Here is a 22,829-nt window from a genome sequence, read left to right on the forward strand (position 1 = left end):
TCTGTCATTGCTGAAGGGACACCCCTGCCGTCATGAAAGCGCTCTTCACCACCTTCCCGGCGTACGGTCATCTGCTGCCGATGCTCCCGCTGGCCAGGGCCGCCGCCGCGGCCGGGGACCAAGTGGTCGTAGCAGCATCGGAGGACCTGCACCGGACCGCCGACGACCTGACGATGCGTGCCCTGGGTCCCTCGCTTCCGGAATTGCTCGCAGAGACGAACAGCCGTTTCGGGGAGGACGTTCTCGGCTATCGCAGCGACAGTTCCCAGCTGCTCGATGCGACCGTCGCCCTGTTCACGACGATCCGCGCGGACATGGCTTTCGACGCGCTGCGCGCACAGGTCGTCGACGAGCGCCCGGACGTCATCGTCGCGGAGATGTGGGACTACGTCGCGCCGCTGGTCGCGCGACAGCTCGACATCCCGTTGGTGACCTTCGTGCACAGCCCGGCCACCGCGATCGACGAGGTGCTGGATGCCGGCCTGGTGCGAGCCCTGACGCAGCGCGGACTCACGATGCCTGCCCCGGTGGCTGCCGTCCAGCTGTGGCCGAATTGGCTCGAGACCGAGCCGAATGCTCCCGGCGGCGAGGCCTCGTTGGCGCTCCGGGCGGCGCCCTACGACACCACCGAGGTGGTCGATATACCGGCCTTCGATGGTGCGCGCCCGGTTGTGCTGGTGACCCTCGGCACGGTTGTGGAGGACCTGACGCTGCTCAATGCCGCCGTCCGGGGTGTGCTCGACGCCGGTGCCGACGCGTTGGTCACGACCGGATTCACCGCGACACCGGAGGCTGTCGCGGGTGACCCGGACCGAGTGCGCGCCGTCCCGTTCGCTCCCATCGGGCAGTTGCTTGACCGGGTCCAGGCGGTGGTCGCCGCCGGCGGTTCGGGCACCACGCTCGCCGCGCTTTCCCGTGGCCTGCCCATGGCGTTTGTGCCGCGCATCGCGAACCAGCCGATCGTGGCCGCCGCGGTCGCGGACTTCGGAGCCGGTGTCGTCTCCGGCGAGGACTCGGCTGCCGTGACGTCGGCCGTACGAGCGTTGCTGCACGAGCCGCGCCTACGAGATCGGGCGCAGGCCGCCTCCGAACGGCTGAGCCAGCGCCCTTCGCCGGGCGAGGTGTGGGTCGCACTGCGGGATCGCGTCCCGCACACATCTACTGTGCGCTAGTACTTCAGCAACGGTTCAGTTCACTACCTGGCCTGGTCAAAGGGCATCGTCGGGGGCACAGTCGGCTGATGTTCCATAAGAGGCGGTCGTGTTGGAGTGCCCTCGAACGACTGGTGCAGGCGCCGGTAGTGGCCATGCCTGGCGACGTCCATCGGGCGGCTGCCTCGGAGTGTGGACCTTTGGGTAGGTCCAGCCGCGGGCCCGTTCGAACAACTACCGTTGCCGCTCGTCGCTTGCTGCTGTCGGACGGCCCATGGAGGGCCCAGCGCCGGGAGTGCCTCAGCCATGGACTGACCCGGGCTGAGGCAGTAGGTGCTCGCCCTCGCCGGGGCCGAAGTCTGTTCGGTACGGTTGGCCTGTGGCGGTCCCCGGCGAGGATGCCTTGCTCCTCCGGCTGGCGCCTTCTCATCGGAGGCGGACATCGGGCACGGTGTTGTGGAAGCGGGGAAGTCGGGGACCGATCACATGAGCCAGCCCTTTCTTCCCGCTGGGTTCAGGTGCGGCGGAGCGCATCCAGATGGTCATGGGCGGGGGAACGACCGCGCTCGGTGTAGCGCTCGGCGAAATCGGTCACGACATGCCGTAGGACCGCCGGGGTGCCGGAAGTTGCGAGGGCGCTGTCGGCAACGGCGAAGCAGGCGCGGGCGGCCTTGGCCAGGTCCTGGTCATCGAGTCCCGTGCGGGCTGCCCGCAGCCAGACGTCGTCGGAGGGTACGGGTCGCTTTGGGTCCGGGCAGAGTTGCTCGGTCGCCGCATAGGCGGCATCGGCCGCCACCGGGTTGTTCAGGAGCGTCGTCGCCAGCACGGTCGGCACGACCCAGTCGTCGCCGTCCTGCGCGTCGATCATCCGCAACTCGAGCCAGCCGCGAGGTCTGACCGGCGGGAACAGAGTGCCGAGGTGGTAGTCCAGGTCGGCCAGGGTCGGCGGCCGCAGTCCGGGTACGCCCCGCAGCCAGGCGCGGAAGGTCAGGCCCGAGGGCGCGGACCAGTCCCCGTCGAGGTCGCCCGGTATGCACATCATCTGCGCGTCGAGGGCATAGCGGGTCCAGGCCAGACGGGGGTCGGAGTGATAGCGGGGCGGACGAGTACGACCGGCATCCATCCGGGACCAGACGGCCTGCCGGCTGGACATCCACCCGGTGGGCCACCCGTCCTGTATCGGGGAGTTGGCGAAGGCGGCGACGAGCACGGGGCCGATACGGTGGGTGAGTTCCCAGCGGGAGCGGTAGCCGCCGACGCCGGGGGAGTCCTCGCCGGAGTCCAGGTTGATCTGTATGGATGCGGTGCGGCGCATCATGTCGCGGCCCCAGGGGCCCTCGCGGTCGAAGTAACTCTCCATGGCCCGGTAGCGGGGGTGGTCGAGCACGCGAGGCGGTTCACGGTAGGGGTCGAGGCCCCGGCCGACGAGTGCGAGATCGGCCTGCTCTACTGCCGTGCGCAGTACGGCGAGATCCATTGCCATCATCTCGACGCACGCGCCGAGTGCGAGGGCCGGTGGGGAACTCAGCTCCAGCTGGCCGCCCGGCTCACATGTGAGCTTGCTGCCCCCGGGCAGGGCGTCTGTTGCCTTGATCGGCGCGAGGGCGGTGTTGAGCCGGTCGACCGATATCGGCAGCCCAGGGTTGTGGCGGTCCTGGACCAGCCACTCCATCTCCACACCGACCCGCTCAGGGGGGCCGGTCTTGAAGGACACACCGAGCACATGCGCTTCCGCCTCTTCCAGGGTCAGTTCGGTCATCTCTGTGCTCCTCTCGCACCATCAGTTGTGGGTCAGGTGGGTGTGGGGCTGGGCGCAGGGGTGGAGCGGCGCGGCGAGGGGGAAACCGCTTCATCCGTTCACGGAGCTGTCTGTTGGCGACGGCGCGGGAGGTGATCTCAACGTGTTCGGGACGGAGAATGTGTTCTGGACCGAAGGGGACGCGGCCGGTGGTCCCCTGCCCACGGCCTCGAACGGCTCCTCGCCGCCGTCATCGACTCGCAGTCGATCAAGGCCGCCGAGACCGTCGGCAGGGACTTCCGCGGCTACGACGACGCGGGTAAGGCGTCCATGGTCGCGAGCGGCCTCTGGCCGTGGACACCGGGTGCTTGCCGCCGTTGGTCGTTGTCGCCCGGGCCGACCTGCCAGACCTGACAGCAACGCGGTCAAGGAAGTGCCGTTCCGGCTGCGGCTGGTGAACCCTGACATCGGACTTCGCCTGGGCCTACTCCGCCCATGCCGGGCAGCGCGTGACCTGACTCGGAATCGCTCATTACTTGGGCCGCGATCAGCCGTATGACCAGGCGCACGACCTGTCGAAGCTCCCCGCGTGGGCGGATGCGGGCTTCCGCCAGGCTCAACACCGCTGAGGGTCTCGGCACTGACGTCAGCAGTCCCACCGAGAGATCATCAGGCCCTCGATCCGGCCAGATCGTCGGACCAACACGACGGCTCCAGCGGGTAGTTTGCCATGACCGGCGCAACAAACAGGCGCTCAGGATGTGGGCCGTGCCCGGAAAGGCTGAGGCGGGTGCGTCGTCGGCCCTACCGGTGGTCGCCGTCGTGACCCGGTTCGGTCTCCGGCCGGCCGTGCACGATGGCCGGCCGGAGACCTTCGCGGTTGCGGTGATCGCCGTGTCGTTCAGACGGCGAGGCGACCACCGTCGGCCACGATGACCTGGCCGGTGACGAAGCTTGCGCGCTCGCTCGCCACGAACGCGATGACCTCGGCGAGTTCCTCCGGCGTGGCATTGCGCTTGAGCGGGTTGACCTCGGACCAGGTCGTGAACTGGTCGGCGCCGATGAAGTCCACCACGTTGTCGCTATTCACGTTCCCCGGAGCCACCGCATTGACGCGTATGCCGTGGTGGCCCCACTCCGCGGCCCAACTGCGGGTGAAGGACTCGACGGCCGCCTTCTGCGCTCCGTACGTCGCCATGTGCGGCATGGCGATCGCGGCGGCGATACTGCTGATGTTGATGATGTTGCCGCCGCCCCGCTCGATCATCCCCCGGACGAGTCGTGTGCTGAGGACGAAGGTGGCGCGCACGTTGGTGTCCCAGGTCTCCGCGTTCGCTTCGGTGTCCTGGTCGAGGGACGGCTTGATGCTGGCCCTGTAGCTCGCCGCGTTGTTGACCAGCACGTCGATTTCACCCGCTTCCTTGGCCAACCGCTCGACGTCGGCGAGATCACTCAGATCGGCGAGGATGAACCGGGCCTTTCCTCCGGCGGCGGTGATGTCGTCCACCACCTCGGCCCCGCGCTCGGCGTTGCGTCCGGTGATCACCACCGATGCTCCGTCGCGTGCGAAGGCGTGTGCCGTGGCGGCGCCGATGCCTCCTCGCGAACCCGCACCTGTAATCAGAACGCTCTTGCCCTCGAATTCCATTGGGTTCTCCTCGAAAAGAAAAAAATGTGTGACAGCGCGCGCCGAGATCGGGCTCCAACTGTCCGGCCCTGTCGGCCGCGCTGGGCGTGCACCACGGTAGGACTGGCCCTGACATAGAGGCAAATAGTGGCAACGTATACTCTGCATTGACATCTTCTATGTCATGTCGAAGGTTGGATTCGAATGAACCTGCGCCAATACGAATACGCCCTGGCCGTCGCCGATGAGGGCTCCATGACAGCGGCAGCAGAACGTCTGGGGGTCACTCAGCCCTCCCTGTCGCAGCAGGTCGGCGCCTTGGAGAAGCATCTCGGGGTGCAGCTGTTCACCCGCACCCCGAGCGGAGTGTCGGTGACGGTGGCCGGGCGGGCTTTTCTCGCGGAGGCGAAGATCGCGACGACCGCATCGCGGCGTGCCATCGCGGCCGCCCGGGCCGCCGACGGGGAACTGGCAGGCGAACTCATCATGGCCGTGCACATGGGCCTGGGGGCACGCCAACTTCCGCAGGTGTTGGGGGAGTTGCGCAGCCGTCACCCGAAGCTCCAGGTGACTCTCCACGAGGAGCCCGATCCCGCGGACATAGAACGACTGGTCCGCCAGGGAACCCTCGACATGATCCTCGTGCACAACATCCCCGCCGGGTGCACCTTCGATACTCACCCTCTGGGCGAAGAGGCCTATGTCGCAGTCCTGCCGAAGGGGCATCCGTTCCTTTCGGACGGTGCCGCCCTGCGCCTGGAAGACCTGGCGTCAGAGGGCTGGGTCCGGTTCCGGCGCGGCAGCCTGCTCGACGACTACCTCGCCCGCCTGCTCGGCGACGCGGGCCTCAGCCCGCACACGGTGGCCCGAGCGTCCCAGATCTCCACTGCGGTGCGGCTCGTGGCGCAGGGCTTGGGTGTCACGGTGGTTCCGGCCTCGGCCATCCCCGAAGGCTTCGAAGAACTGGCCTGCCCGCTCCTGCCCTCCCTGGCCGAGCCCGTCCTCGTCGGCGTACGGCGCAACCCGGGCTCAGCCGAGATGGTCATGCTGGACCACCTCAGCCGGCAGAACTGGTGCGGCACAGACCTCTTCTGTCAGCCCGCAACTCATTGAGCGGCTGTTTTCGACGTTGCACCGATATGGAACGGCCTCGGGCTCCGAAGCGCCATTCATGAAGCCATGCTGTCTCCGCCGCGCAGCCTTTTGACCTGCCGGCGCGAAGTTCAGATCCGGTGAATTCCCAGGTGGGTGCCCTCGTTCGGGAGGCCGTGAAAGTCTGGAATATCGGCGGCAGTTGGGATGCATCATCCCGATCCTGCGGTACCAAGTACGAGGTCCTGGCATCGATCGCCGAGGCATCTGTCACGCTCACCCCGCGCCTCACCACATGGGCAATGCTGACTGTCTGCGCTGGCCGACAACCACCTGGCCCTGGCCGGTCCGCGATGTTCCTGCCCGGCTCCGAGCCCCCGCCATGTCAGGGGAACTGCTCCACCGAATACGGCTGCTCGGCCTCACCCGCGACGCTCGTCAGGAGGACCCTCACTGGCCCGGCCACCGCTACTGATCCACATGCCTGGCGAAAACACTGGTGCCTGCGCACCGACTTCGACAAGCTGCGGCACATGGACTGGACGCCCCTGCTCTCCACACTGACCGGTGCTGTCATCGGCATCGCAGCCACTCTGATCGCCGACCGCAACCGGTGGCGGCGGGAGGAAGCCAGGCATGCTCTGGAAGTACGGCGCGACGTCTACACCGAGTATGTTTCCGCCCTCAAAGCCGCGGGTGAGGAGATACGGGCCGTCGCCTTGGGCGACCACATGTCCGAGTCGGCACGCGATGCGGCGGTGCGGGAGGCCGTGCGCGGCACCGGTATCTACACGGCGAGCGAACGCCTCTGGCTCGTGGGCCCCTCGCGGGTCGTGGAGGCGGGGAACGAGGCCTTCCACTGCCTGCGCGCGATCCGCGACGCGTACGCCCGTGGGGTGGCTGTCGGCTCGGCGGACGACGCGCCCCTGATAGAGCGGCGGCGCAAGGCTATGGCGCAGATGCGTTGCCTCATGCGTGAGGACCTGGGTATCGGACCCCTCGGAACCGAGTGACGTGTCAGCAGCCATGCACTCGTCCCGGCCTCGCGAGGTCTCCGCCACCGCGCCGGTCACCGTCATTCATTGGTGGCGCAGGCCGGGATGAGGCCTGGCTCTGCGGGCGCCGGGCGGTGCGACCAACGGATCACCCGCGCGCCGAGCGCATCACGCCACGGCACCATCGACAGTCGGCTCTGCGCAGCCTACGAACTGATGCTGATGGTCGTAGTGGGCGGCCGGGATGTGTCAGGCGAGGGCAAGGAAGAGCTTCTCAAGTTCCGCTTCGCTCATCGGGGGTGTGTCCTCGTCGGCGGCGGTCATGCACTGTCGCATGCCGCTGGCGACGATTTTGAATCCGGCGCGGTCCAAGGCGCGGGAGACCGCGGCGAGCTGAGTGACGACGTCCTTGCAGTCGCGGCCTGCCTCGATCATGGCGATGACGCCGGCGAGCTGCCCCTGTGCGCGACGGAGGCGGTTGAGAACGGCGGTGCTGGCTTCCTCGTCGACTTTCACGCGCGGCTCCATCCGAGTGAGTTCCTTGCGGTCGATGGTACCCCCTGGGGTATCGGTGGCCCGGGCGGGACCGGGGCCACCGATGGAGGGAGCGGTCAGTCGTGGGAGAAGCGGATAGTGGGCAGAACCTTCCGCAGCCACGCGGGGCTCCACCACGCGGCACGGCCGGTGACCCGGAGCAGGGCGGGGAGCAGGACGAGTCGGATGAGGAAGGCGTCGAGAAGAACGGCGGTCCCGAGGACGATGCCCATCTCCTTGGGCGGGAGCGGCTTGGCGAGGGCGAAGGTGAAGAAGACGGCGACCATGACGCCCGCTGCCGCGAAGATGACGCGGCCGGAATGAGCGAGGGCGGAGGTCATGGCCGTACGGGGGTCGCCCGTGCGCTCGAAGTGCTCCTTGGCGGAGGAGAGTAGGAAGACGGTGTAGTCCATGGCGATCGCGAAGATCATCGCGAAGAAGAAGACCGGGCCCCAGCCGTCCAGGAATCCCTGCGGGTCGAAGCCGAGCAGCCCGGAGCCGTGACCGTCCTGGAAGATCAGGCGGGCGACGCCGAAGGCGGCGGCGGTGGCGAGGAGATTGGTGAGCACCCCGAGGGCCGCGATCAGCGGGGCCTGGAGGGCGATGAGCAGTAGGACGAAGCCGAGGGTCAGGATGACGCCGATGACCAGCGGGGCCTTGTCGTCCAGGGCTTGCTTGAGGTCGAGGTTCTCCACGGCCGCACCGCCGACCAGCGCCTGGCTGGGGAGTTCGGCCCGGAGGATCTTGACGGTGTTCCGCAGTGACCCGTCGGAGGGGTCGACCGATGGCATGGCCTGGATCAGGCTCCAGTGCGAGCCGTCGGCGGCCGACTGGGCGGGCAGGACGGCGGCGATACCGTCGGCGGAGGCGAGGGTGCGGGCTGTGGCCTGCGCCTGGGCGGTGGGCGTGACGATCTGGAGCATGCCGGGGGCGCCCTTGCCGAGGGCCTGCTGCACCATCTCGTAGCCCTGCCGTGAACTGTCGGCAGCGGGGACGACAGTGATGGACGGCATCGCGGTCTTCAGCCCGAGCACCGGGACGGCGAGCGCGACCAGGACCAGCACCGCGGGCACCCCGTAGCGCAGCGGATGACGCCACAGCCGCTCACCCCAGGCGTCGAAGCGGGGGGGAGACGACATGGTCGGTGCGGCTGCGGGGCAGGGCGAGCTTGTTGACGCGCGGGCCCAGCTTGCCGAGGACGGCGGGCAGCAGGGTCAGGGTCGCGGCGAGCACGAAGACGACGGAGAGCATGATGCCGACGGCCATGGTGCGGACGGCCGGGGCGGGCACGAGCATCACGGCGGACAGGCTGACGAGCACGGTCAGTCCGGACAGCAGCACGGCCTTGCCTGCGGTGTCCATGGTCTCCTCCACCGCGCGGCGTGGGTCGCCGTGGCGGGCGAGGGCGCCGCGGAAGCGGATGACGAGGAAGAGCGCGTAGTCGATACCGAGTGCTAGGGCGAACATCAGGGCGAAGTCCATGGCCCAGATGGAGATCGGCGTGACATGGCTGAGCAGGACCAACGAGCCTACGGAGGCGGCCAGCCCGGCCATGGTGAGCAGCAGGGGCAGGCCTGCGGCGACGAGTGAGCCGAAGGCGATCACGAGCACGATCAGGGTGACCGGCCAGGACAAGATCTCGGCGTGGATCATCGCGTCCAGGTTGGCGGTGTTGAAGTCGCTCCACATGACCGACGCCCCGGTGGCCCGCACGGCGATGCCGTCGGTGGACAGCGCGCGCAGCGGATTCTTGAGGTCGTCGGAGGCCCGCACCATGTCGTCCGGGTTGGCCTTGGCGCCGCCCAGCAGCACGGCGGTCCTGCCGTCCTGGCTGATCGTCGCCCCCGCCCGGGGCTGGACGACCTCCGATATCCGGTCGTTGGCGGTCAGCAGCTTGGTCGCCTTGGCCAGCACGGTCTGTACGGCGGGGTCGGTGACGGGCCGGTCGGCGTGGACGACGACCTGGATCGCGGTGGAGCCGGTGCCGCCGAAGTGCTGCTGGGCCAGTTCACGGACCGCCACCGACTCCGATCCGTTGCTCTGCCAGCCCGCACCGGACAGCGCGGTGGTCACCTGCGGCGCGAAGACACCGAGCACGGCGACCACGATCACCCACCCCGCAAGGACGGTCCTGAAGTGGCTCGCCGTCCAGTCGCCGAGGCGCCCCAGTGGGCCGGGTGCGGAGGGTGGGGCTCCGGTCTTCGGGGCGTGGTCGACGAACGTCATGGAATCCTCCTGAGATACCCCGGGGGGTAATGGCTGTGGTGAGCGTACACGATACCCAGGGGGGTATTATTGTGGACATTCGCATGGCTGCCCATCACTGGAGAAACTCGTGAGCTACGCCCGCACTGTCAGCTTGACCAGCGACTTCGCCACCACCGTCGACGCCGTACGCGAAGCCCTCGCCGCCCAGGGCTTCGGCGTCCTCACCGAGATCGACGTCAGGGCCACCCTCAAGGCCAAGCTCGGCCACGAGATGGAGGACTACCTGATTCTCGGCGCCTGCAACCCGCCCCTGGCCCACCGTGCCATCGAAGCCGACCGAACCATCGGTCTGCTGCTGCCGTGCAATGTCGTCGTACGCCGAGAGGGCGACCACACTCTTGTCCAAGCCCTGGACCCGAACACCATGGTCACTCTCACAGGTCTGCCTGCGTTGCAGCCTGTCGCACAGGAGGCCGCCGCCCGCCTGGATGATGCCCTTGCCTCGCTCGGCTGACTGCGGGTGAGATCCCTGCCGAGATCGGGTTGGCGACAAGCCTGCCTCACTCGTCAGGAGGCGTTTGAGGGATGCTTCGTTGTGAGCCGGTCCGCCGCCTCCAGCAGATGCGCGGTTGGTGAAGGCCACCGAACCGGGTCCGAGCGGTCGGCGCGAGTCGACCCAGGGGGCGCCCGACGCAGGTCCACCGGGTGCGGCGGCGTGTGTAACGTGATCAGCGGGTCCGGCCGGCGCGATGCACTACGGCGATGGCACCAGACTCTCCCTCTCCCTCGCTCTCCGGGTGCCGCCTGATGGACTACCGCAGAAACGGCCGCGCGGCATGAGCTGTGTGACCTCACGCGACCTCACATACGTGCCCCTCCCTTGTGACTGCTCTGGCCGTGCACAGGCTCGGTGCCAGGCCGGTCGCGGAGCCGGAGGCTGATCAGCGCGGTGATGGTGAAGGCGGCGGTTTGGTAGAGCATGGCGTGCCGGAACGCGGTGCCCGCGTTGGCGGCGGGGGCGTAGTAAGCGAGTCCGGCCGCCGTCACTCCGATGGATCCGCCGAGCTGCTGTGCTGTGGGCAGCAGTCCGGAGACCGAACCGGCGGCGGGGCCGTTCACCTCGGCCAGGACCAGGGTGAACACCGAGGCGGTGAAGGCGCCGAACGCGGCTCCGCCGAGGGCCAGCACGGGCAGCGCGGCCTGGCGTCCCGCTGCCGAGCCGATGAGCGGGCCCAGGGCCAGGCACATCCCGGCCAGTACAAGGGATGCGACGGTGAGCACAGTCGGTCCGTGTCGGCGGGTGAGAGCGGGCGCGGCTCTGCTGCCGACGGCGGCAGCGGCGGCGAACGGTGCTGACGTCAGCGCGGCCGCAAGGGCCGAGTACCCGACGGCGGACTGAAGGTGGAGGAAGAGCAGGTAGGTGAAGGAGGGGACGCCCGTGTTGAACACGAACACCAGCAGGGTGCCCCGGCGTGCCGACCGGTCACGCAGCACCGCGGGATGGATCAGCGGGTCGGGTCGGTGCGGGAGGCTGTGGATGAAGTAGCCGAGGGAGGCAACAGCCACGGCGAAGCCGGCCCATGTCCACCAGGGCCAGCCTGCTTCCCGGCCCAGCGCCAGCGGCAGGACCAGCGCGCCGGCTCCTACGGTGACCAGCAACGCCCCCAGCTTGTCGACGCGGAGTCCGGCAGCCCCGCGGGTGCGGGGCAGCGCGGTCGCTCCGACCAGCGAGGCGAGCGCCACCGGCACGGTGAGGAGCATCACCGGCCGCCAGCCGAGGCCGAAGAGATCGGCACTGAGTACGAGGCCGCCGATCAGGGGTCCGGCCAGTGACGCGACGGCCATGGTGGCGCCGTACAGGCCCAGGGCGCGCGGCCGACGGGTCGCCGGGGTGGCGGCCTGGATGAGGGACAGGACCTGGGGAGCGACCAGGCCGCTGCCCGCGCCCTGCACCAGCCGGGCCGTGATCAGTGATACGGCGTCGGGGGCACACGCGCCGGCCACCGAGCCCACGGTGAAGACCACGGTGCCCGTCACGAACAGGCGGCGGTAGCCGTAGCGGTCGCCGAGCCGTGCGGCGGGGATGAGCAGGCAGGCGTACGTCAAGGTGTATCCGGCGAGTACCAGTTGTATGGCGCCCGGACCGGCGCCCAGGCCGGCCTGTATCGCAGGCGCAGCGACCTGGGCGACAGTGACGTTGAGCAGCTGCACGAAGGTGGCGCTGAGCACCACGGGCAGCACGAGGCGTCCGTCGCTCACGGCAGCAGCGCCGCGGCGAGCTCATGGGGCCGGGCGGCGAACGGGCTGTGGCTGCCCGGGAGGGTGCGCACGGTGAACGGCTCGCCGGGCATGGCCCGGTCGGCTTCCGCGATCATCAGATCCTGTACGGCCGTCGGCAGTGCCCGGTCGTCCGCGCAGCGCAGGAAGGTCCGCGGGATACGCCCCCACCGGTCCGGGGTCACCATGACCGGGGTGGTGGGGATCGCCAGAGGCAGATCGGGACTCAGTGCCGAGCGCCAGCGGTCGAAGCGGTCCAGGGGGGTGTCGTGGTAGTGAGTGTGCCGCAGTTCCTCGATGTAGGCGGGGTCCTGCGAGAGCGGGTTGATCCGCACGGCGCCCAGTTCCCCGGGGTCGCCGAGGTTCAGACTCCGGCCTCGTGCCGTGGTGTTCTCGGGCGAACCGAGGTAGTCGAAGAACCGGGGCCGTGCGGCGGGTACGAAGGCTGAGAGGTAGACGATCTCGTCGACGAGTTCGGGTGCGCGCTCGGCGGCCAGTGACGCGGGGCCGCCGCCCGCGCTGTGTGCGACGAGCACGACACGACGGTGGCGCCGGGCCTGGCGCAGTGTGTCCAGCACGGCCTCGGCGCTGTCGTCCATCGTCACGCCGGCGAGCGCGGACTTCTCGGTCGACAGGCCCGGCTGGCCCGGCTGGAGGTATCCGCTGGGCAGCGGCGCGTCGAAGCCGTGCCCCGGCAGGTCGATGGCCATGCTCGCGGCGCCGAGTGCGGCGAGTGCGCGCTGCGTCGGCGCCCACTGCCCGGAGCCGTGCCAGGCCCCGTGCACGAAGACGAAGACGGTATCTGTGGAGGAAAAAGCAGTCATGACCGCATTCCACTCGACCCGACTCCGGCCATCCATCGAAAGATCTGACAAGCTGACCGGCGATACATATGAGATATGAATGGGAGGCTGACATGGAGGCGCGGCATCTGCGCTACGCGCTGACCCTCGCCGAGCATGCACACTTCGGCCGGGCGGCCGGGGCGCTGGGCATCGCGCAGCCTCCGCTGTCCAAGCAGATCGCCGACCTCGAACGGGAAGTGGGCGCCCGCTTGTTCGACCGCACCCGTCAGGGGGTGTTCCCGACAGCTGCGGGTGCGGCCTTCCTCGCGCGGGCCCGCAGGGCGCTCGACGAGATCACGGCGGCCTCGGTCGACGCGGCCAGGGCGGCACGCGGTGAGACGGGACGGCTGCGCCTGGGGTTCATCGCCTCGGCGCTGCTCGAACCCCTGCCGGACGTCCTCGGCCGGTTCGGCCGCGAACGCCCCGACGTGCGGCTGGAACTGCACGAGATGGCGACCAACCGCAGCACGGCGGCTCTCGTCGCCGGCGAACTCGACGTGGCGATCGGCCTCGGCCGTCCACGAGGCGTCGGGGCCGAGCAGTTGGTGTCGGTCCCGATCGGACACGACCACCTGGTCGCGGTCGTGAGCAGCACGCATCCGTACGCCGGGCAGTCGTCGGTGGACGTGGACCAACTGCGGCGACAGCCACTGATCGTGGCCCCGGGCGAGGACGAGCCCGTCGTCGTCACCGGCCTGCGGACCCTCCTGGGCGAGGACTCCCCGGCGCTCTCCGGCGCGACCGTCGCGAGGGACATCCACACCATCATCGGCCTCGCTGCCTGCGGGGTGGGCGTCGGTCTGGGACCCTCCCGCATGCTGACGGCCCCGCGACAGGGCACGTGGTTCTGCGAGGTCACCCCGCGCACGCCTCTGCCCGATCTGGTCATGTCCTTCCAGGCCCGGGACCGCTCCCCGGCACTGAACGCCTTCCTCGACATCATCCGCCAGAACTGCCCCGACGTCGGTGCCGCGCTCGACCACCGGCTTGGTCCACTCGCACCACAATGAACAAGGCGACGGCGCCTCGACCTCCACCCGGCCTTCCCGCACCGGGCGCCTACTGGATCGCTGTCGGTGTCGGCCTCCTGACCACCGGGGCGCTCAACGCCTGACGACCGGCCGACTGAACGACAGGCGGATGTAACGCCTGCTACATTCAGGAGCGTGTCGAACGCTGAACCGGGGGGCCGCTGGCTCGTCCTCCTGATCAAACTGCCCGCGGAGCCGACCCGGCATCGGGTCGCGGTCTGGCGGGAACTGCGCAAGGCCGGTGCGCTCTCCCTGGGCCAGGGGATCTGGGCCGTCCCGGACGTGCCCGTCTTCGCCGACGGGATCACCCGGGCGGTCGCGCTCACCGAGCAGGCTAGCGGGCAGGCCGTGACGTTGAACGCCGCCGGACGCAGCGAGCAGGACGCCTCCCGCTTCCAGGCCCTGTTCACCGCGGCCCGCACCGAGGACTGGCAGGAGTTCCTGGCCGACTGCGGCAAGTTCGAGCAGGAGCTGGCCAAGGAGATCCGCACGGCCAAGTTCACCCTGGCCGAGCTGGAGGAAGAGGAGCAGTCGCTGGAGCGGTTGCGGCGCTGGCACCGTGACCTGACCGCCCGGGACGTGTTCGGGGCGCCGGAGGCGGCCGAGGCCGGACGGCGGCTCAAGGAGTGCGCCGCGGCCTGCGAGGACTACGCCGAGCGCGTCTTCGCCGCCCTGCACCAGGCCCCGGAGGACCGGCAGTGAGCACGAAGGCGGCCCCATCCCGGCAGATGTGGCCGCTGTACGCGGCCGGGTTCACCACCGCCTTCGGCGCACACGGCATCGCCGCCAGCCTCGGCAGCGACACGGGCGACGCGGTCACCTCCCTCCTTGTCCTGGGCGGGCTGCTCGCCCTCTACGACGGCGCCGAGGTGCTCCTCAAACCCGTCTTCGGCACCCTCGCCGACCGCATCGGAGCCCGCCCGGTCCTGCTCGGCGGACTGGTGGCCTTCGCCGCCGCGTCGGCGCTGTACGCCGTGGCGGACAGCCCGGGCTGGCTGTGGGCCGCCCGCCTCGGCCAGGGTGCCGCGGCCTCCGCCTTCTCCCCTTCCGCCTCCGCGCTCGTCGCCCGCCTCAACCCGGCCGCCAAGCACGGCCGGGCGTTCGGCACCTACGGCTTCTACAAGTCCATTGGCTACACCCTGGGCCCGCTGCTCGGCGGCGTCCTGGTCTGGGCCGGCGGCCTGCGGCTGCTGTTCACCGTCCTGGCGTTGCTGGGCGCGGCGGTGGCCGTCTGGGCCGTCCTCGCCGTACCTGTCGTGGCCCCGCTGCCCAAGAGCCGGCAGACGGTGCTGGATCTGGCCCGGCGGCTGGTGGATCCGGTCTTCCTCGCCCCGACCGCCGCGCTCGCGGCGGCGACCGCTGCCTTGTCGGTCGGGGTCGGCTTCCTCCCGGTGTCCGGCCGCGTCGCCGGGCTGGGCGCCGTAGCCACCGGGGCAGCGGTGTCCGTGCTCGCCGGCTGTGCGGCTGTCGTCCAGCCCCAGGCCGGACGCGCGCTGGACGCCGGGCGCCTCACTGTCCGTTCGGGCCTGGCCGCGGGGCTGTGCGTCACCGCCGCGGGTCTGGCCTGCGCGATGCTGCCGGGCCTGAGCGGCATCCTGGTCGGCGCCGCCCTGATCGGTGTCGGTACGGGGCTGATCACGCCGCTCGGTTTCGCTGCGCTGGCCGCCTCGACCCCCCAGGAACGCCTCGGCCAGACCATGGGCGCGGCCGAACTCGGCCGGGAACTCGGCGATGCGGGCGGCCCCCTCCTCGTCGCCGCCGTCGCCTCCCTCGCCACGCTCACCTACGGCTTCGGCGTCCTCGCGGCTGTGATCGGGATGGGAGCCGTGGTCGCGGTGGTGCACCGGCGTCCGGCGTCGGAGCTGCCCCAGGCGGAACAAGGAAACGTGAACTGACGGCTGTCCTGCATCAGTTCTGGGCGCGGCGTCGCAGCAGGCGCCGGCCGACGAACGCGGCGACGAGGACTCCCAGGGCGATGAGCGCGTAGAGCTGGTAGCGGGTGACCTGGTCGTAGATGGCCGTGATGTGGGTGCCGGCCTGGTACGCCAGAGTCACCCACAGGCCGACCCAGAGCGCGGCACCGAGGGCGTTGAAGGCCAGGAAGCGGCGCCAGGGCATTCCGCTGGTGCCCGCGATGATGCCATTGACCTGGCGCAGTCCTTCGATGAAGCGGGCGACGGTGACGATCTTGCCGCCGTTGCGGGTGAAGAACTCCTCCGCCGCGTGGAAGCGTTCGGGGGTGAGGAACACATAACGGCCCCAGCGGTGCACGAACGCACGTCCGCCCCTGCGGCCGATCAGGTAGCCGACATTGTCCCCGGCGACGGCCGCGACGAACGCGAGCGCCGCGACAGCGACGACGTTCAGTCGCCCGGCCCCGGCGTAGATCCCGGCCGCGATCAGGATCGTCTCGCCCGGGGCGGGAATGCCGAAGTCCTCGACGAACACCACGGCGGCGACGGCCCAGTAGCCGTAGTGGCCGAGCAGCGGGGCCAACTGGGCCAGCGGGCCCGGGAGAGGAGGGGCCATGTGCCCACCGTACGTCGCCCGAGCGCCGGCCGGATCGGCGCCGGTCAGCAGGGCAGGTCGAGGGTGATGGCGGTCCCGTGCCCGGTGTTGGCGGCGTGTGCGGAGCCGCCGTGGGCGGTGGCCACGGCCTGCACGAAGGCGAGCCCGAGGCCGGAGCCCTCGCCGGTGCGGCTTGCCTCGGCGCGGGCGAAGCGGTCGAAGGCGCGAGGCAGGAACTCCGGCGGGAAGCCGCTCCCCTCATCCGTGACGCACAGACGCATCCTGCCAGCCCGGCGCCACGGGCCCCTCTACATGGCAGGCCACCTCTCCAGCGACCTCACCGCCGGCACCCTCATCGGCGACTACGAACTCGCCATCGGCGGCCACTGACCCTCGACGGCCGCACCGCCAGACCGTGTCACCGGCTGTCGGTGGCCCTGTGCACCGGCCCCGTTCCACACCTGACCAGGTCGTCGCCGAGGAAGTGGTCCAGCACGTGGAGCGCACCACGCGATCGCACGATCCTGATGCGCGTCGAGACGCTCACCGGTCAACCGCCGTGCCCGGTGGACGACTTGAGCTCGGAATCCGTGCCCGGGGTCTCGGGCCCGGTCCTGTGGTGGTCGGTGTCCCGGGCCAAGGAGCTGGGCCACCAGGCTCGGGGTCCGATGTCGATGACCAGGGCGGGCACCAGCAGTGAGCGGACGACGAACGTGTCGAGCAGGACGCCGAAGGCAACGATGAACGCGATCTGTACGAGGAACGCGAGCGGGATCACGGTCAGGGCCGCGAATGTCGCTGCCAGTACGATCCCGGCCGAGGTGATCACACCGCCGGTCGTGGTCAGCCCGCGCAGCACGCCCTGCCGTGTGCCGTGGGTGAGCGACTCCTCCCGTACTCGCGACATCAGGAAGATGTTGTAGTCGACGCCGAGGGCCACCAGGAACACGAATCCGTACAGCGGTACCGAGGCGTCCGTGCCGCTGAAGCCGAGAAGGTGCTGGAAGACGAGTGCCGACACGCCGAGCGTGGCCAGGAAGTTGAGTGCGACGGTGGCCACCAGCAGGACGGGCACCAGAAGCGAGCGCAGCAGCATCATCAGGATGAGAAGGATGATGCCGAGCACGATGGGCACGATGACGGTGCGGTCGCGCGCGGCGGTCCGCTGGGTGTCGTACTGCTGTGCCGTGTACCCGCCGACCAGTGTGTCGGCCCCGGGCACTGTGTGCACGTCGGCCCGTAGCCGGGCGATGGTCTCCTTGGCCGCATCGCTGTCCGCCGCCGCCTTGAGGACGGCGTCGATCCGGACGCGGCCGTCCACGACGAGGGGTTCACCGGCACCTGGCCGTCCCGAGGCGGACACCGTGCCGGCCGATGCCACGCCCTCGGTGCGCAGGGCGGTGGCCGTCACCTGGGCGGCCCGGTCGGCGTCGGTGATGATCACCGCGGGATTGCCGGAGCCGCCGGGGAAGTGCTTGCCGAGTGTCTGCTGCGCAGTGACGGAGTCGGCGTGGCCCACGAAGATCTCGTCGAGGGGAACTCCCTTGGCGGACAAGGTCGGTGAGAAGGCCGCGAAACCGGCCAGGACGAGCGCGGTCACCATCCAGGTCCTTCGCGGTCGCCGGTCCACGACGGCGGCGACCCGTGCCCACACACCGCGCTCCTCGGCTGCGGCCGATGCGTCGGAGGCCTTCGGCCGGGAGGGCCAGTAGGCCGTACGGCCGAGCAGTGCCAGCACGGCCGGCAGGAAGGTCAGTGCGGAGAGCGCGGCGCATGCGATGCCGATGGCGCCGACGGGGCCCAGGGCGCGGTTGTTGGTCAGGTCGCTGGCGAGCAGGGCCAGGAGTCCGAGTGCCACGGTGGCGGCGCTCGCCGTGATCGCACCGAACGAGCGGCGCAGCGCGGTCAGGGCAGCGGCGGTCGGGTTGTCGTGCCGGGCGATCTCTTCCCGGAAGCGGGCGACCAGCAGGAGGGCGTAGTCCGTGGCGGCTCCGATCACGAGGATCGACAGGATGCCCTGGATCTGGCCGTCCACCCTGACGGTGCCCCGGTCCGCGAGCGCGTAGACGACGGCACACGCCAGCCCGAGGGCGAACACGGCCCCGATGATGATCAGGAACGGCAGCAGGACACTCCGGTAGACGAGCAGCAGAATCAGCAGGACGGCGCCGAGTGCCACCCCCAGCAGCAGTCCGTCGATGCCGGCGAACGCGTTCGACAAGTCGGCCTGGCTCGCCGCCGGCCCCGCGATCTGTGCCGTGGCGCCCGGCACGCCCCGGACCGCCTCACGCACCCTGCCGAGGACATCCGGAAGGTCCTTGCCGAGGTCGGGCCTCAGCTGTACGACGGACTGCATGGCCTGTCCGTCGTCGGAGAGGAGAGCGGGCGAGGGGCGACCCACGATCCCGGGCTGTCCGGCGAGCGTGCCCACGGCGCGGGTCGCGGCGGTCTGTTGGGCCTTGCCGACCCGGTTCCCGTGTGCCGTCCAGATCACGATGGCAGGCAGTGTCTCGGACTGGTCGAAGGCCTCCTGGGCCTTGAGCGCCCGGGTCGACTCGGCGCTCTGCGGGAGGAAGGCGGCCTGGTCGTTGGTTGCCACCTCGCCCAGTTTCCCGGCGTAGGGACCAAGAGTTCCGCCCACGCTCAGCCAGACGAGGAGCAGGACGACGGGCACCAGCCACCGGGCCCGGCGCGATGTGGTTGGCATGAACATCCTCAAACGGCGGAGACAGTAAGTCACTCATCAAGAATCTCAATGATTGAGAGAACATATACTGGTGCCATGCCCGTCAACAACACCTCGTCGATCTCTCCCGGAGACGACCCGACGGGACTGCAGAACTTCGCTGTGCTCCTGCGGGCGATGAATGCCGAGTTCAACCGCATCGCCCATGACTTCGCGCAGGCACAGGGGCTGCACCTCACGGATGTGCTGGCACTCATCGCGATCCTGGACGCCGACGCCGAGGACGGACCCATGACGCCGGGCCGGCTGCGCGAGCGGTTGAGCCTCACGTCCGGCGCCGTGACCGCCTGCATAGACCGCCTGGAGAAGGCGGGCCACATCCAGCGTGTCCGGGCCGTCGACGACCGTCGCGTGGTGCACCTGCACTACGCGACGGCGGGCCGACGCGTCGCCGCCGACTACTTCCGGCCGCTGGCCCGGAGCACCGCGGCCGCGTGCGAACGCTTCACCGCCGACGAACTGGCCGTCGTCATCCGCTTCCTCGCTGAGATGAACCGGGAACTCGCGCTGCTGAGCCGCTGAGCCGCTGAGCCGCTGAGCCGCCGAGCGCCGAACGGCTGGGGCCGCGCTCCATCCATCATCCCGATTCCTCTGACGAAACCGTCGGATCGCGCGCCACGCTGACCTGCACCCGACGCCCGTTCAACTGACGTCTACGCAGCGCCTTCTCACCCCACACCACCTGGACCGGGTCGAACGCGTGCACCCGTGGGGGCCGGACGGCCACGTGGACGCGCGCGTCGCCCCGGCGAGGGCTGTCGGCTCCCGTACGTTGTCTCGCGTGCACCTCGGCATCGCGTCTCCGGCCAAGCCGATGCGCCGTGCAGGCCGGGAAGCCGCACCGGCGCTCTCGTGTCCATCCGGGGCGGGCACCGTCGTATCCGAGAACTCTGAGCGGGGCACCGCGCGTTCGGCGTCCGCGGCCGGACCGGAAGTCCTCATGTCGGGCGGCGTCCGCAGCGCAGTGACTCCCCGCCGGGCAGGGGCGGCCACTGTCCTCGGCCGGCGAGGCGGAGCGGCCGACTGTCGCCCCCCGACCGCCCGGGGCATCTCCTCATCTCACGGAGTGATCATGAACGACTGGCACTGGCTGTTCGGCGACCAGCTGGGCCCGCACTTCCTCGCGCCGGAAGAGGGCGGCCCCGCTCGGGCCAGCAAGGTGGTGATGATCGAGGCCCGCTCGGTGTTCCGGCGCCGCACCTTCCACCGGGCCAAGGCTCACCTGGTGCTCTCCGCGATGCGCCACCGTGCCGCGGAACTCGGCGACCGCGTCCGCTACGTCAGCGCCGACACCTACCGAGAGGGGCTGCGCGAGGCGGTCGGGAACGATCCGGTGACCGTTCACCACCCCACCTCGCGCGCTGCCCTGGGCCTGGTGCGTTCCCTGGAACACGTACGGCTGCTCCCCGCGCGGGGCTTTCTGGTTCCCCAGGACGCCTTCCGCGCCTGGGCCGACGAGCACGGCGGAAGCGGGCGGCTGCGGCAGGAGGACTTCTACCACTGGGCACGCCGGGCACTGGGCCTGCTGATGGACGGCGACAGTCCGGCCGGCGGGCGATGGAACCACGATCACGCCAACCGTGAACGCCCCCCTCGTGGTGCGCGCACCCTCGGTGCCCCCGACCCCTACCGACCCCGCGAGGACGACATCGACGCCGAGGTGCGCGCCGATCTGGACCGCTGGGAGCGCGAGGACGGCATCCGTTTCGTCGGCCGCGACGGACCCCGCCTCTTTCCCGCCACCCGGCGGGAGGCTCGTGCGGCGCTCCGCCGGTTCGTCGACCACCGGCTCGCCGGGTTCGGACCCCAAGAGGACGCCATGCTCGCCGCCGACCCGGTGATGAGCCACAGCCTGCTCTCCGCCTCCCTCAACCTCGGCCTCCTCGACCCGTGGGAGACGGTCACCGCCGCGGAGGAGGCCTGGCGTTCCGGCCGGGCCCCCGTCAACAGCGTCGAGGGATTCGTCCGGCAGGTCGCCGGGTGGCGTGAGTACGTGTGGCAGCTGTACTGGTACTTCGGTGAGGACTACCGGCACGAGAACGGACTGGGGCATCACAACGCGCTGCCCGAGTGGTTCCTCGAACTCGACGCCGATGCCGTCGAGGCCCGCTGCCTCGCCACAGTCCTCGCCCAGGTACGGGACACCGGATGGACCCACCACATCCCGCGCCTGATGATCCTCGGCAGCCACGCCCTCCAGCGGGGCTGGGAGCCGCGCCAGGTCACCGACTGGTTCCATCGCTGCTTCGTCGACGGCTACGACTGGGTGATGCTGCCCAACGTCACCGGCATGTCCCAGTACGCCGACGGCGGTCGCATGACGACCAAGCCGTACACATCGGGCGGCGCCTACATCCACCGTATGAGCGACCTCTGCGACGGCTGCGCCTACCGTCCCGGCGACCGCGCGGGAGAGCGGGCCTGTCCTTTCACCACCGGCTACTGGTCCTTCGCCCACCGCCATCGCGACCTGCTCTCCGCCAACCAGCGCACCGCCCGGGCCGTGCAGGGCCTGGACCGGCTCGGCAACCTGGACGAGGTGCTCGACGCCGACCGGCGCTGGGACAACCAGACGCCGTGAACCGGCGACCAGACGCCGTGAACCCGGCGCGGGAACCGGCCGCTTCATCTCAGGTCGGCGGCCACCTCCCGGGCGGCACGCGCCCCCGAGGCGAGCGCACCCTGCACCGAGCCGGTGGCACGGTGGTCGCCACAGACGTACCGTCCGGCGGCCACCCGGGTAAGGCGACTGAGGGGGAGACCCGGTTCCATGGCCGGCAGCGCTCCGGGCACCGTCCGCACGGTGACCAGGTCCCAGTCCGCCGTGTCGGTGCCGTAGCACTCGGCGAGCGCGGTCCGCGTCGTGCGTTCCCGTCCCTCGCTGTCGTCACCGAGTACGGAGGTGGCGATCAGCGCGTACCCGCGCGGTGCGTAGCCCGCGTGGACCTCGCTCAGCACGACGCTGTTGGTGAAGCGCCGTCGCGTGTCCGTGAGGAGGGTCGGTTCGCGCAGCGGTGAGCGGGACGCGAGGTGGTAGTAGGTGGTGACCGTGCGATGCGGAGGTACGGTCAGCCCCGGCTCCAGCCGGGCCGCCGTTGCCGCGTCCGTGGCGACGACCACCGCTCGCGCGGGCACCGTGCGCCCGTCACCGTCGAGCACCCCCTCGTCGGTCAGCGCCGCCACCGGCGATTCCAGAGCGACCGTCCCCGGTGGCAGCGCGGACGCCAGCGACTCGGGTACGGCACCCACGCCCGACTCGGGCAGGCAGAGCGTGCCGCGCGCCATGCTCCGCCACACCAGGTGGAAGAACCGGCTGGAGGTCGCCAGGTCCTCCTCCAGAAACACGCCGGACAGGAACGGCCGGAAGAACCGTTCCACGAACCCCTCGCTGAACCCCGCCGCCGTCAGTGCCCGTCGCGTGGACGTGTCGCGTGGCCGCCGGACCAGAGCTGCCGGAGCCAGTACGTCGAAGCCGGTCAACGCGGCCAGGGCCGCCAGATCGCGCGGCCCGGCCAGCCCGCCGGTCGCACCGCGCCATGCCTGCCGCGGTGCGCGCGTCGGATCGGCGAACCGCAGTCGCCGCCCGCCGTCGTGCACAAGCACCCCGGGGGTGAACGGCCGCAGACGCAGCTCGCGCAACGGCAGACGGGCACGCACCTGCGGATAGGCGGTGTTGAACACCTGGAACCCCCGGTCCACCACGCAGCCCGCCACCCGGTCGGTCCGCATCCGGCCGCCGACACGGTCCCCGGCCTCCAGCACCCGTACCCGCAGCCCTCGCGCACACAGGTCGCGGGCACAGGCCAGACCGGCCAGCCCGCCGCCCACCACGACCGCGTCCCACCGCTGAGATGTCCGCTCACCGGTCACTTGCGGCCTCCCGTCCGGTGCGGCTGCCAGGACAGCGCACCCCTGATCATGTGCACGTACGTCTGTACGTCGCCACCTCTGCCGTACGTCCCTACTTCCGCCAGGCGCGGTGCTGCGGATGCACCTGCCAGTGGCCGGCACCCGCACCACCTACTGCTGGCTCAGAAACTTTCCCTGCGTGGAACTGGGGCGACTCCCCCCTCGGCG

The 22,829-nt window shown here is 70.2% G+C and carries 21 protein-coding genes; 10 read left to right on the top strand and 11 right to left on the bottom strand.

The genetic code is table 11. The annotated features are described in order from the left end of the window. Window positions 1–32 precede the first annotated feature (32 nt). A complete protein-coding gene (locus tag ACIRB1_RS36885) occupies window positions 33–1,172 on the top strand; it encodes a glycosyltransferase (RefSeq protein ID WP_403468580.1) in 1,140 nt (379 codons plus the stop codon). A 493-nt stretch (window positions 1,173–1,665) separates the two neighbouring features. Here ACIRB1_RS36885 and egtA read toward each other — a convergent pair whose 3' ends face one another. Together egtA and ACIRB1_RS36895 are read right to left on the bottom strand one after the other, a co-directional pair. Continuing rightward, window positions 1,666–2,910, bottom strand: a complete 1,245-nt coding sequence (egtA, locus tag ACIRB1_RS36890; protein WP_403468581.1) for an ergothioneine biosynthesis glutamate--cysteine ligase EgtA — start codon at window positions 2,908–2,910, stop codon at window positions 1,666–1,668. Between the two features lie 880 nt (window positions 2,911–3,790). Beyond that, window positions 3,791–4,537, bottom strand: a complete 747-nt coding sequence (locus ACIRB1_RS36895) for an SDR family NAD(P)-dependent oxidoreductase (protein ID WP_403468582.1) — start codon at window positions 4,535–4,537, stop codon at window positions 3,791–3,793. Between the two features lie 183 nt (window positions 4,538–4,720). On the opposite strand from ACIRB1_RS36895, the gene ACIRB1_RS36900 reads away from it, so the two are divergent. Beyond that, on the top strand, window positions 4,721–5,629 hold the full coding sequence (locus ACIRB1_RS36900; RefSeq protein ID WP_403468583.1) for a LysR family transcriptional regulator: 909 nt from the start codon (window positions 4,721–4,723) through the stop codon (window positions 5,627–5,629). Between the two features lie 512 nt (window positions 5,630–6,141). Then, the gene (locus tag ACIRB1_RS36905) at window positions 6,142–6,621 is read left to right on the top strand and encodes a hypothetical protein (RefSeq protein WP_403468584.1); all 480 of its coding nucleotides are present in this window, start codon (window positions 6,142–6,144) and stop codon (window positions 6,619–6,621) included. A 231-nt stretch (window positions 6,622–6,852) separates the two neighbouring features. Here the strand turns inward: ACIRB1_RS36905 and ACIRB1_RS36910 are convergent, their stop codons facing one another. From ACIRB1_RS36910 to ACIRB1_RS36920, 3 genes are all read right to left on the bottom strand, one after another. After that, window positions 6,853–7,119 (bottom strand): metal-sensitive transcriptional regulator, encoded by a 267-nt coding sequence (locus ACIRB1_RS36910; protein ID WP_057613992.1) that lies wholly within the window; start codon window positions 7,117–7,119, stop codon window positions 6,853–6,855. A 95-nt stretch (window positions 7,120–7,214) separates the two neighbouring features. Next, window positions 7,215–8,276, bottom strand: a complete 1,062-nt coding sequence (locus ACIRB1_RS36915) for an MMPL family transporter (RefSeq protein ID WP_403468585.1) — start codon at window positions 8,274–8,276, stop codon at window positions 7,215–7,217. Further along, window positions 8,242–9,363: an MMPL family transporter gene (locus ACIRB1_RS36920; protein ID WP_403468586.1), complete on the bottom strand. Its 1,122-nt coding sequence runs from the start codon at window positions 9,361–9,363 to the stop codon at window positions 8,242–8,244. The genes ACIRB1_RS36915 and ACIRB1_RS36920 overlap by 35 nt, the downstream gene beginning before the upstream one ends. Window positions 9,364–9,472: 109 nt before the next feature. Here ACIRB1_RS36920 and ACIRB1_RS36925 point away from each other — a divergent pair, with 109 nt between their 5' ends. Beyond that, window positions 9,473–9,859, top strand: a complete 387-nt coding sequence (locus ACIRB1_RS36925; RefSeq protein WP_403468587.1) for a DUF302 domain-containing protein — start codon at window positions 9,473–9,475, stop codon at window positions 9,857–9,859. Between the two features lie 347 nt (window positions 9,860–10,206). Here the strand turns inward: ACIRB1_RS36925 and ACIRB1_RS36930 are convergent, their stop codons facing one another. Continuing rightward, window positions 10,207–11,604, bottom strand: a complete 1,398-nt coding sequence (locus tag ACIRB1_RS36930; RefSeq protein WP_403468588.1) for an MFS transporter — start codon at window positions 11,602–11,604, stop codon at window positions 10,207–10,209. Further along, window positions 11,601–12,446 (bottom strand): alpha/beta hydrolase, encoded by an 846-nt coding sequence (locus ACIRB1_RS36935; RefSeq protein ID WP_403468589.1) that lies wholly within the window; start codon window positions 12,444–12,446, stop codon window positions 11,601–11,603. Before ACIRB1_RS36935 ends, ACIRB1_RS36930 begins: the two co-directional genes overlap by 4 nt. A 92-nt stretch (window positions 12,447–12,538) precedes the next feature. Between ACIRB1_RS36935 and ACIRB1_RS36940 the strand changes: the two genes are divergently transcribed. From ACIRB1_RS36940 to ACIRB1_RS36950, 3 genes are all read left to right on the top strand, one after another. Beyond that, complete coding sequence (locus ACIRB1_RS36940) at window positions 12,539–13,477, top strand: LysR family transcriptional regulator (RefSeq protein ID WP_403468590.1); 939 nt, start codon at window positions 12,539–12,541, stop codon at window positions 13,475–13,477. A 156-nt stretch (window positions 13,478–13,633) separates the two neighbouring features. Further along, complete coding sequence (locus tag ACIRB1_RS36945) at window positions 13,634–14,200, top strand: Chromate resistance protein ChrB (RefSeq protein WP_403468591.1); 567 nt, start codon at window positions 13,634–13,636, stop codon at window positions 14,198–14,200. Window positions 14,201–14,226: 26 nt separating this feature from the next. Further along, the gene (locus tag ACIRB1_RS36950; RefSeq protein WP_403468663.1) at window positions 14,227–15,393 is read left to right on the top strand and encodes an MFS transporter; all 1,167 of its coding nucleotides are present in this window, start codon (window positions 14,227–14,229) and stop codon (window positions 15,391–15,393) included. Between the two features lie 13 nt (window positions 15,394–15,406). On the opposite strand, the gene ACIRB1_RS36955 is transcribed toward ACIRB1_RS36950, so the two are convergent. Together ACIRB1_RS36955 and ACIRB1_RS36960 are read right to left on the bottom strand one after the other, a co-directional pair. After that, window positions 15,407–16,027 carry a DedA family protein gene (locus tag ACIRB1_RS36955; protein WP_403468592.1) on the bottom strand — a complete coding sequence of 207 codons (621 nt, stop codon included), beginning with the start codon at window positions 16,025–16,027 and terminating at the stop codon, window positions 15,407–15,409. Window positions 16,028–16,071: 44 nt separating this feature from the next. Beyond that, window positions 16,072–16,287 (bottom strand): sensor histidine kinase, encoded by a 216-nt coding sequence (locus ACIRB1_RS36960; RefSeq protein WP_403468593.1) that lies wholly within the window; start codon window positions 16,285–16,287, stop codon window positions 16,072–16,074. On the opposite strand from ACIRB1_RS36960, the gene ACIRB1_RS36965 reads away from it, so the two are divergent. Continuing rightward, window positions 16,271–16,396 carry a hypothetical protein gene (locus ACIRB1_RS36965; RefSeq protein WP_403468594.1) on the top strand — a complete coding sequence of 42 codons (126 nt, stop codon included), beginning with the start codon at window positions 16,271–16,273 and terminating at the stop codon, window positions 16,394–16,396. The two genes, ACIRB1_RS36960 and ACIRB1_RS36965, sit on opposite strands and share 17 nt — an antisense overlap. 160 nt (window positions 16,397–16,556) lie before the next feature. Here ACIRB1_RS36965 and ACIRB1_RS36970 read toward each other — a convergent pair whose 3' ends face one another. After that, complete coding sequence (locus ACIRB1_RS36970; protein WP_403468595.1) at window positions 16,557–18,713, bottom strand: MMPL family transporter; 2,157 nt, start codon at window positions 18,711–18,713, stop codon at window positions 16,557–16,559. Between the two features lie 75 nt (window positions 18,714–18,788). Here ACIRB1_RS36970 and ACIRB1_RS36975 point away from each other — a divergent pair, with 75 nt between their 5' ends. Both ACIRB1_RS36975 and ACIRB1_RS36980 read left to right on the top strand, forming a co-directional pair. After that, entirely contained in the window at window positions 18,789–19,274 is a 486-nt protein-coding gene (locus ACIRB1_RS36975; RefSeq protein WP_352182814.1) for a MarR family transcriptional regulator, read from the top strand. Between the two features lie 550 nt (window positions 19,275–19,824). Beyond that, entirely contained in the window at window positions 19,825–21,333 is a 1,509-nt protein-coding gene (locus ACIRB1_RS36980; RefSeq protein ID WP_403468596.1) for a cryptochrome/photolyase family protein, read from the top strand. 44 nt (window positions 21,334–21,377) lie between these two features. On the opposite strand, the gene ACIRB1_RS36985 is transcribed toward ACIRB1_RS36980, so the two are convergent. Beyond that, complete coding sequence (locus ACIRB1_RS36985; protein WP_403468597.1) at window positions 21,378–22,622, bottom strand: NAD(P)/FAD-dependent oxidoreductase; 1,245 nt, start codon at window positions 22,620–22,622, stop codon at window positions 21,378–21,380. Window positions 22,623–22,829: the final 207 nt, after the last annotated feature.

This window comes from Streptomyces sp. NPDC096013, from assembly GCF_044763565.1.
Taxonomy (GTDB): Bacteria; Actinomycetota; Actinomycetes; order Streptomycetales; family Streptomycetaceae; genus Streptomyces.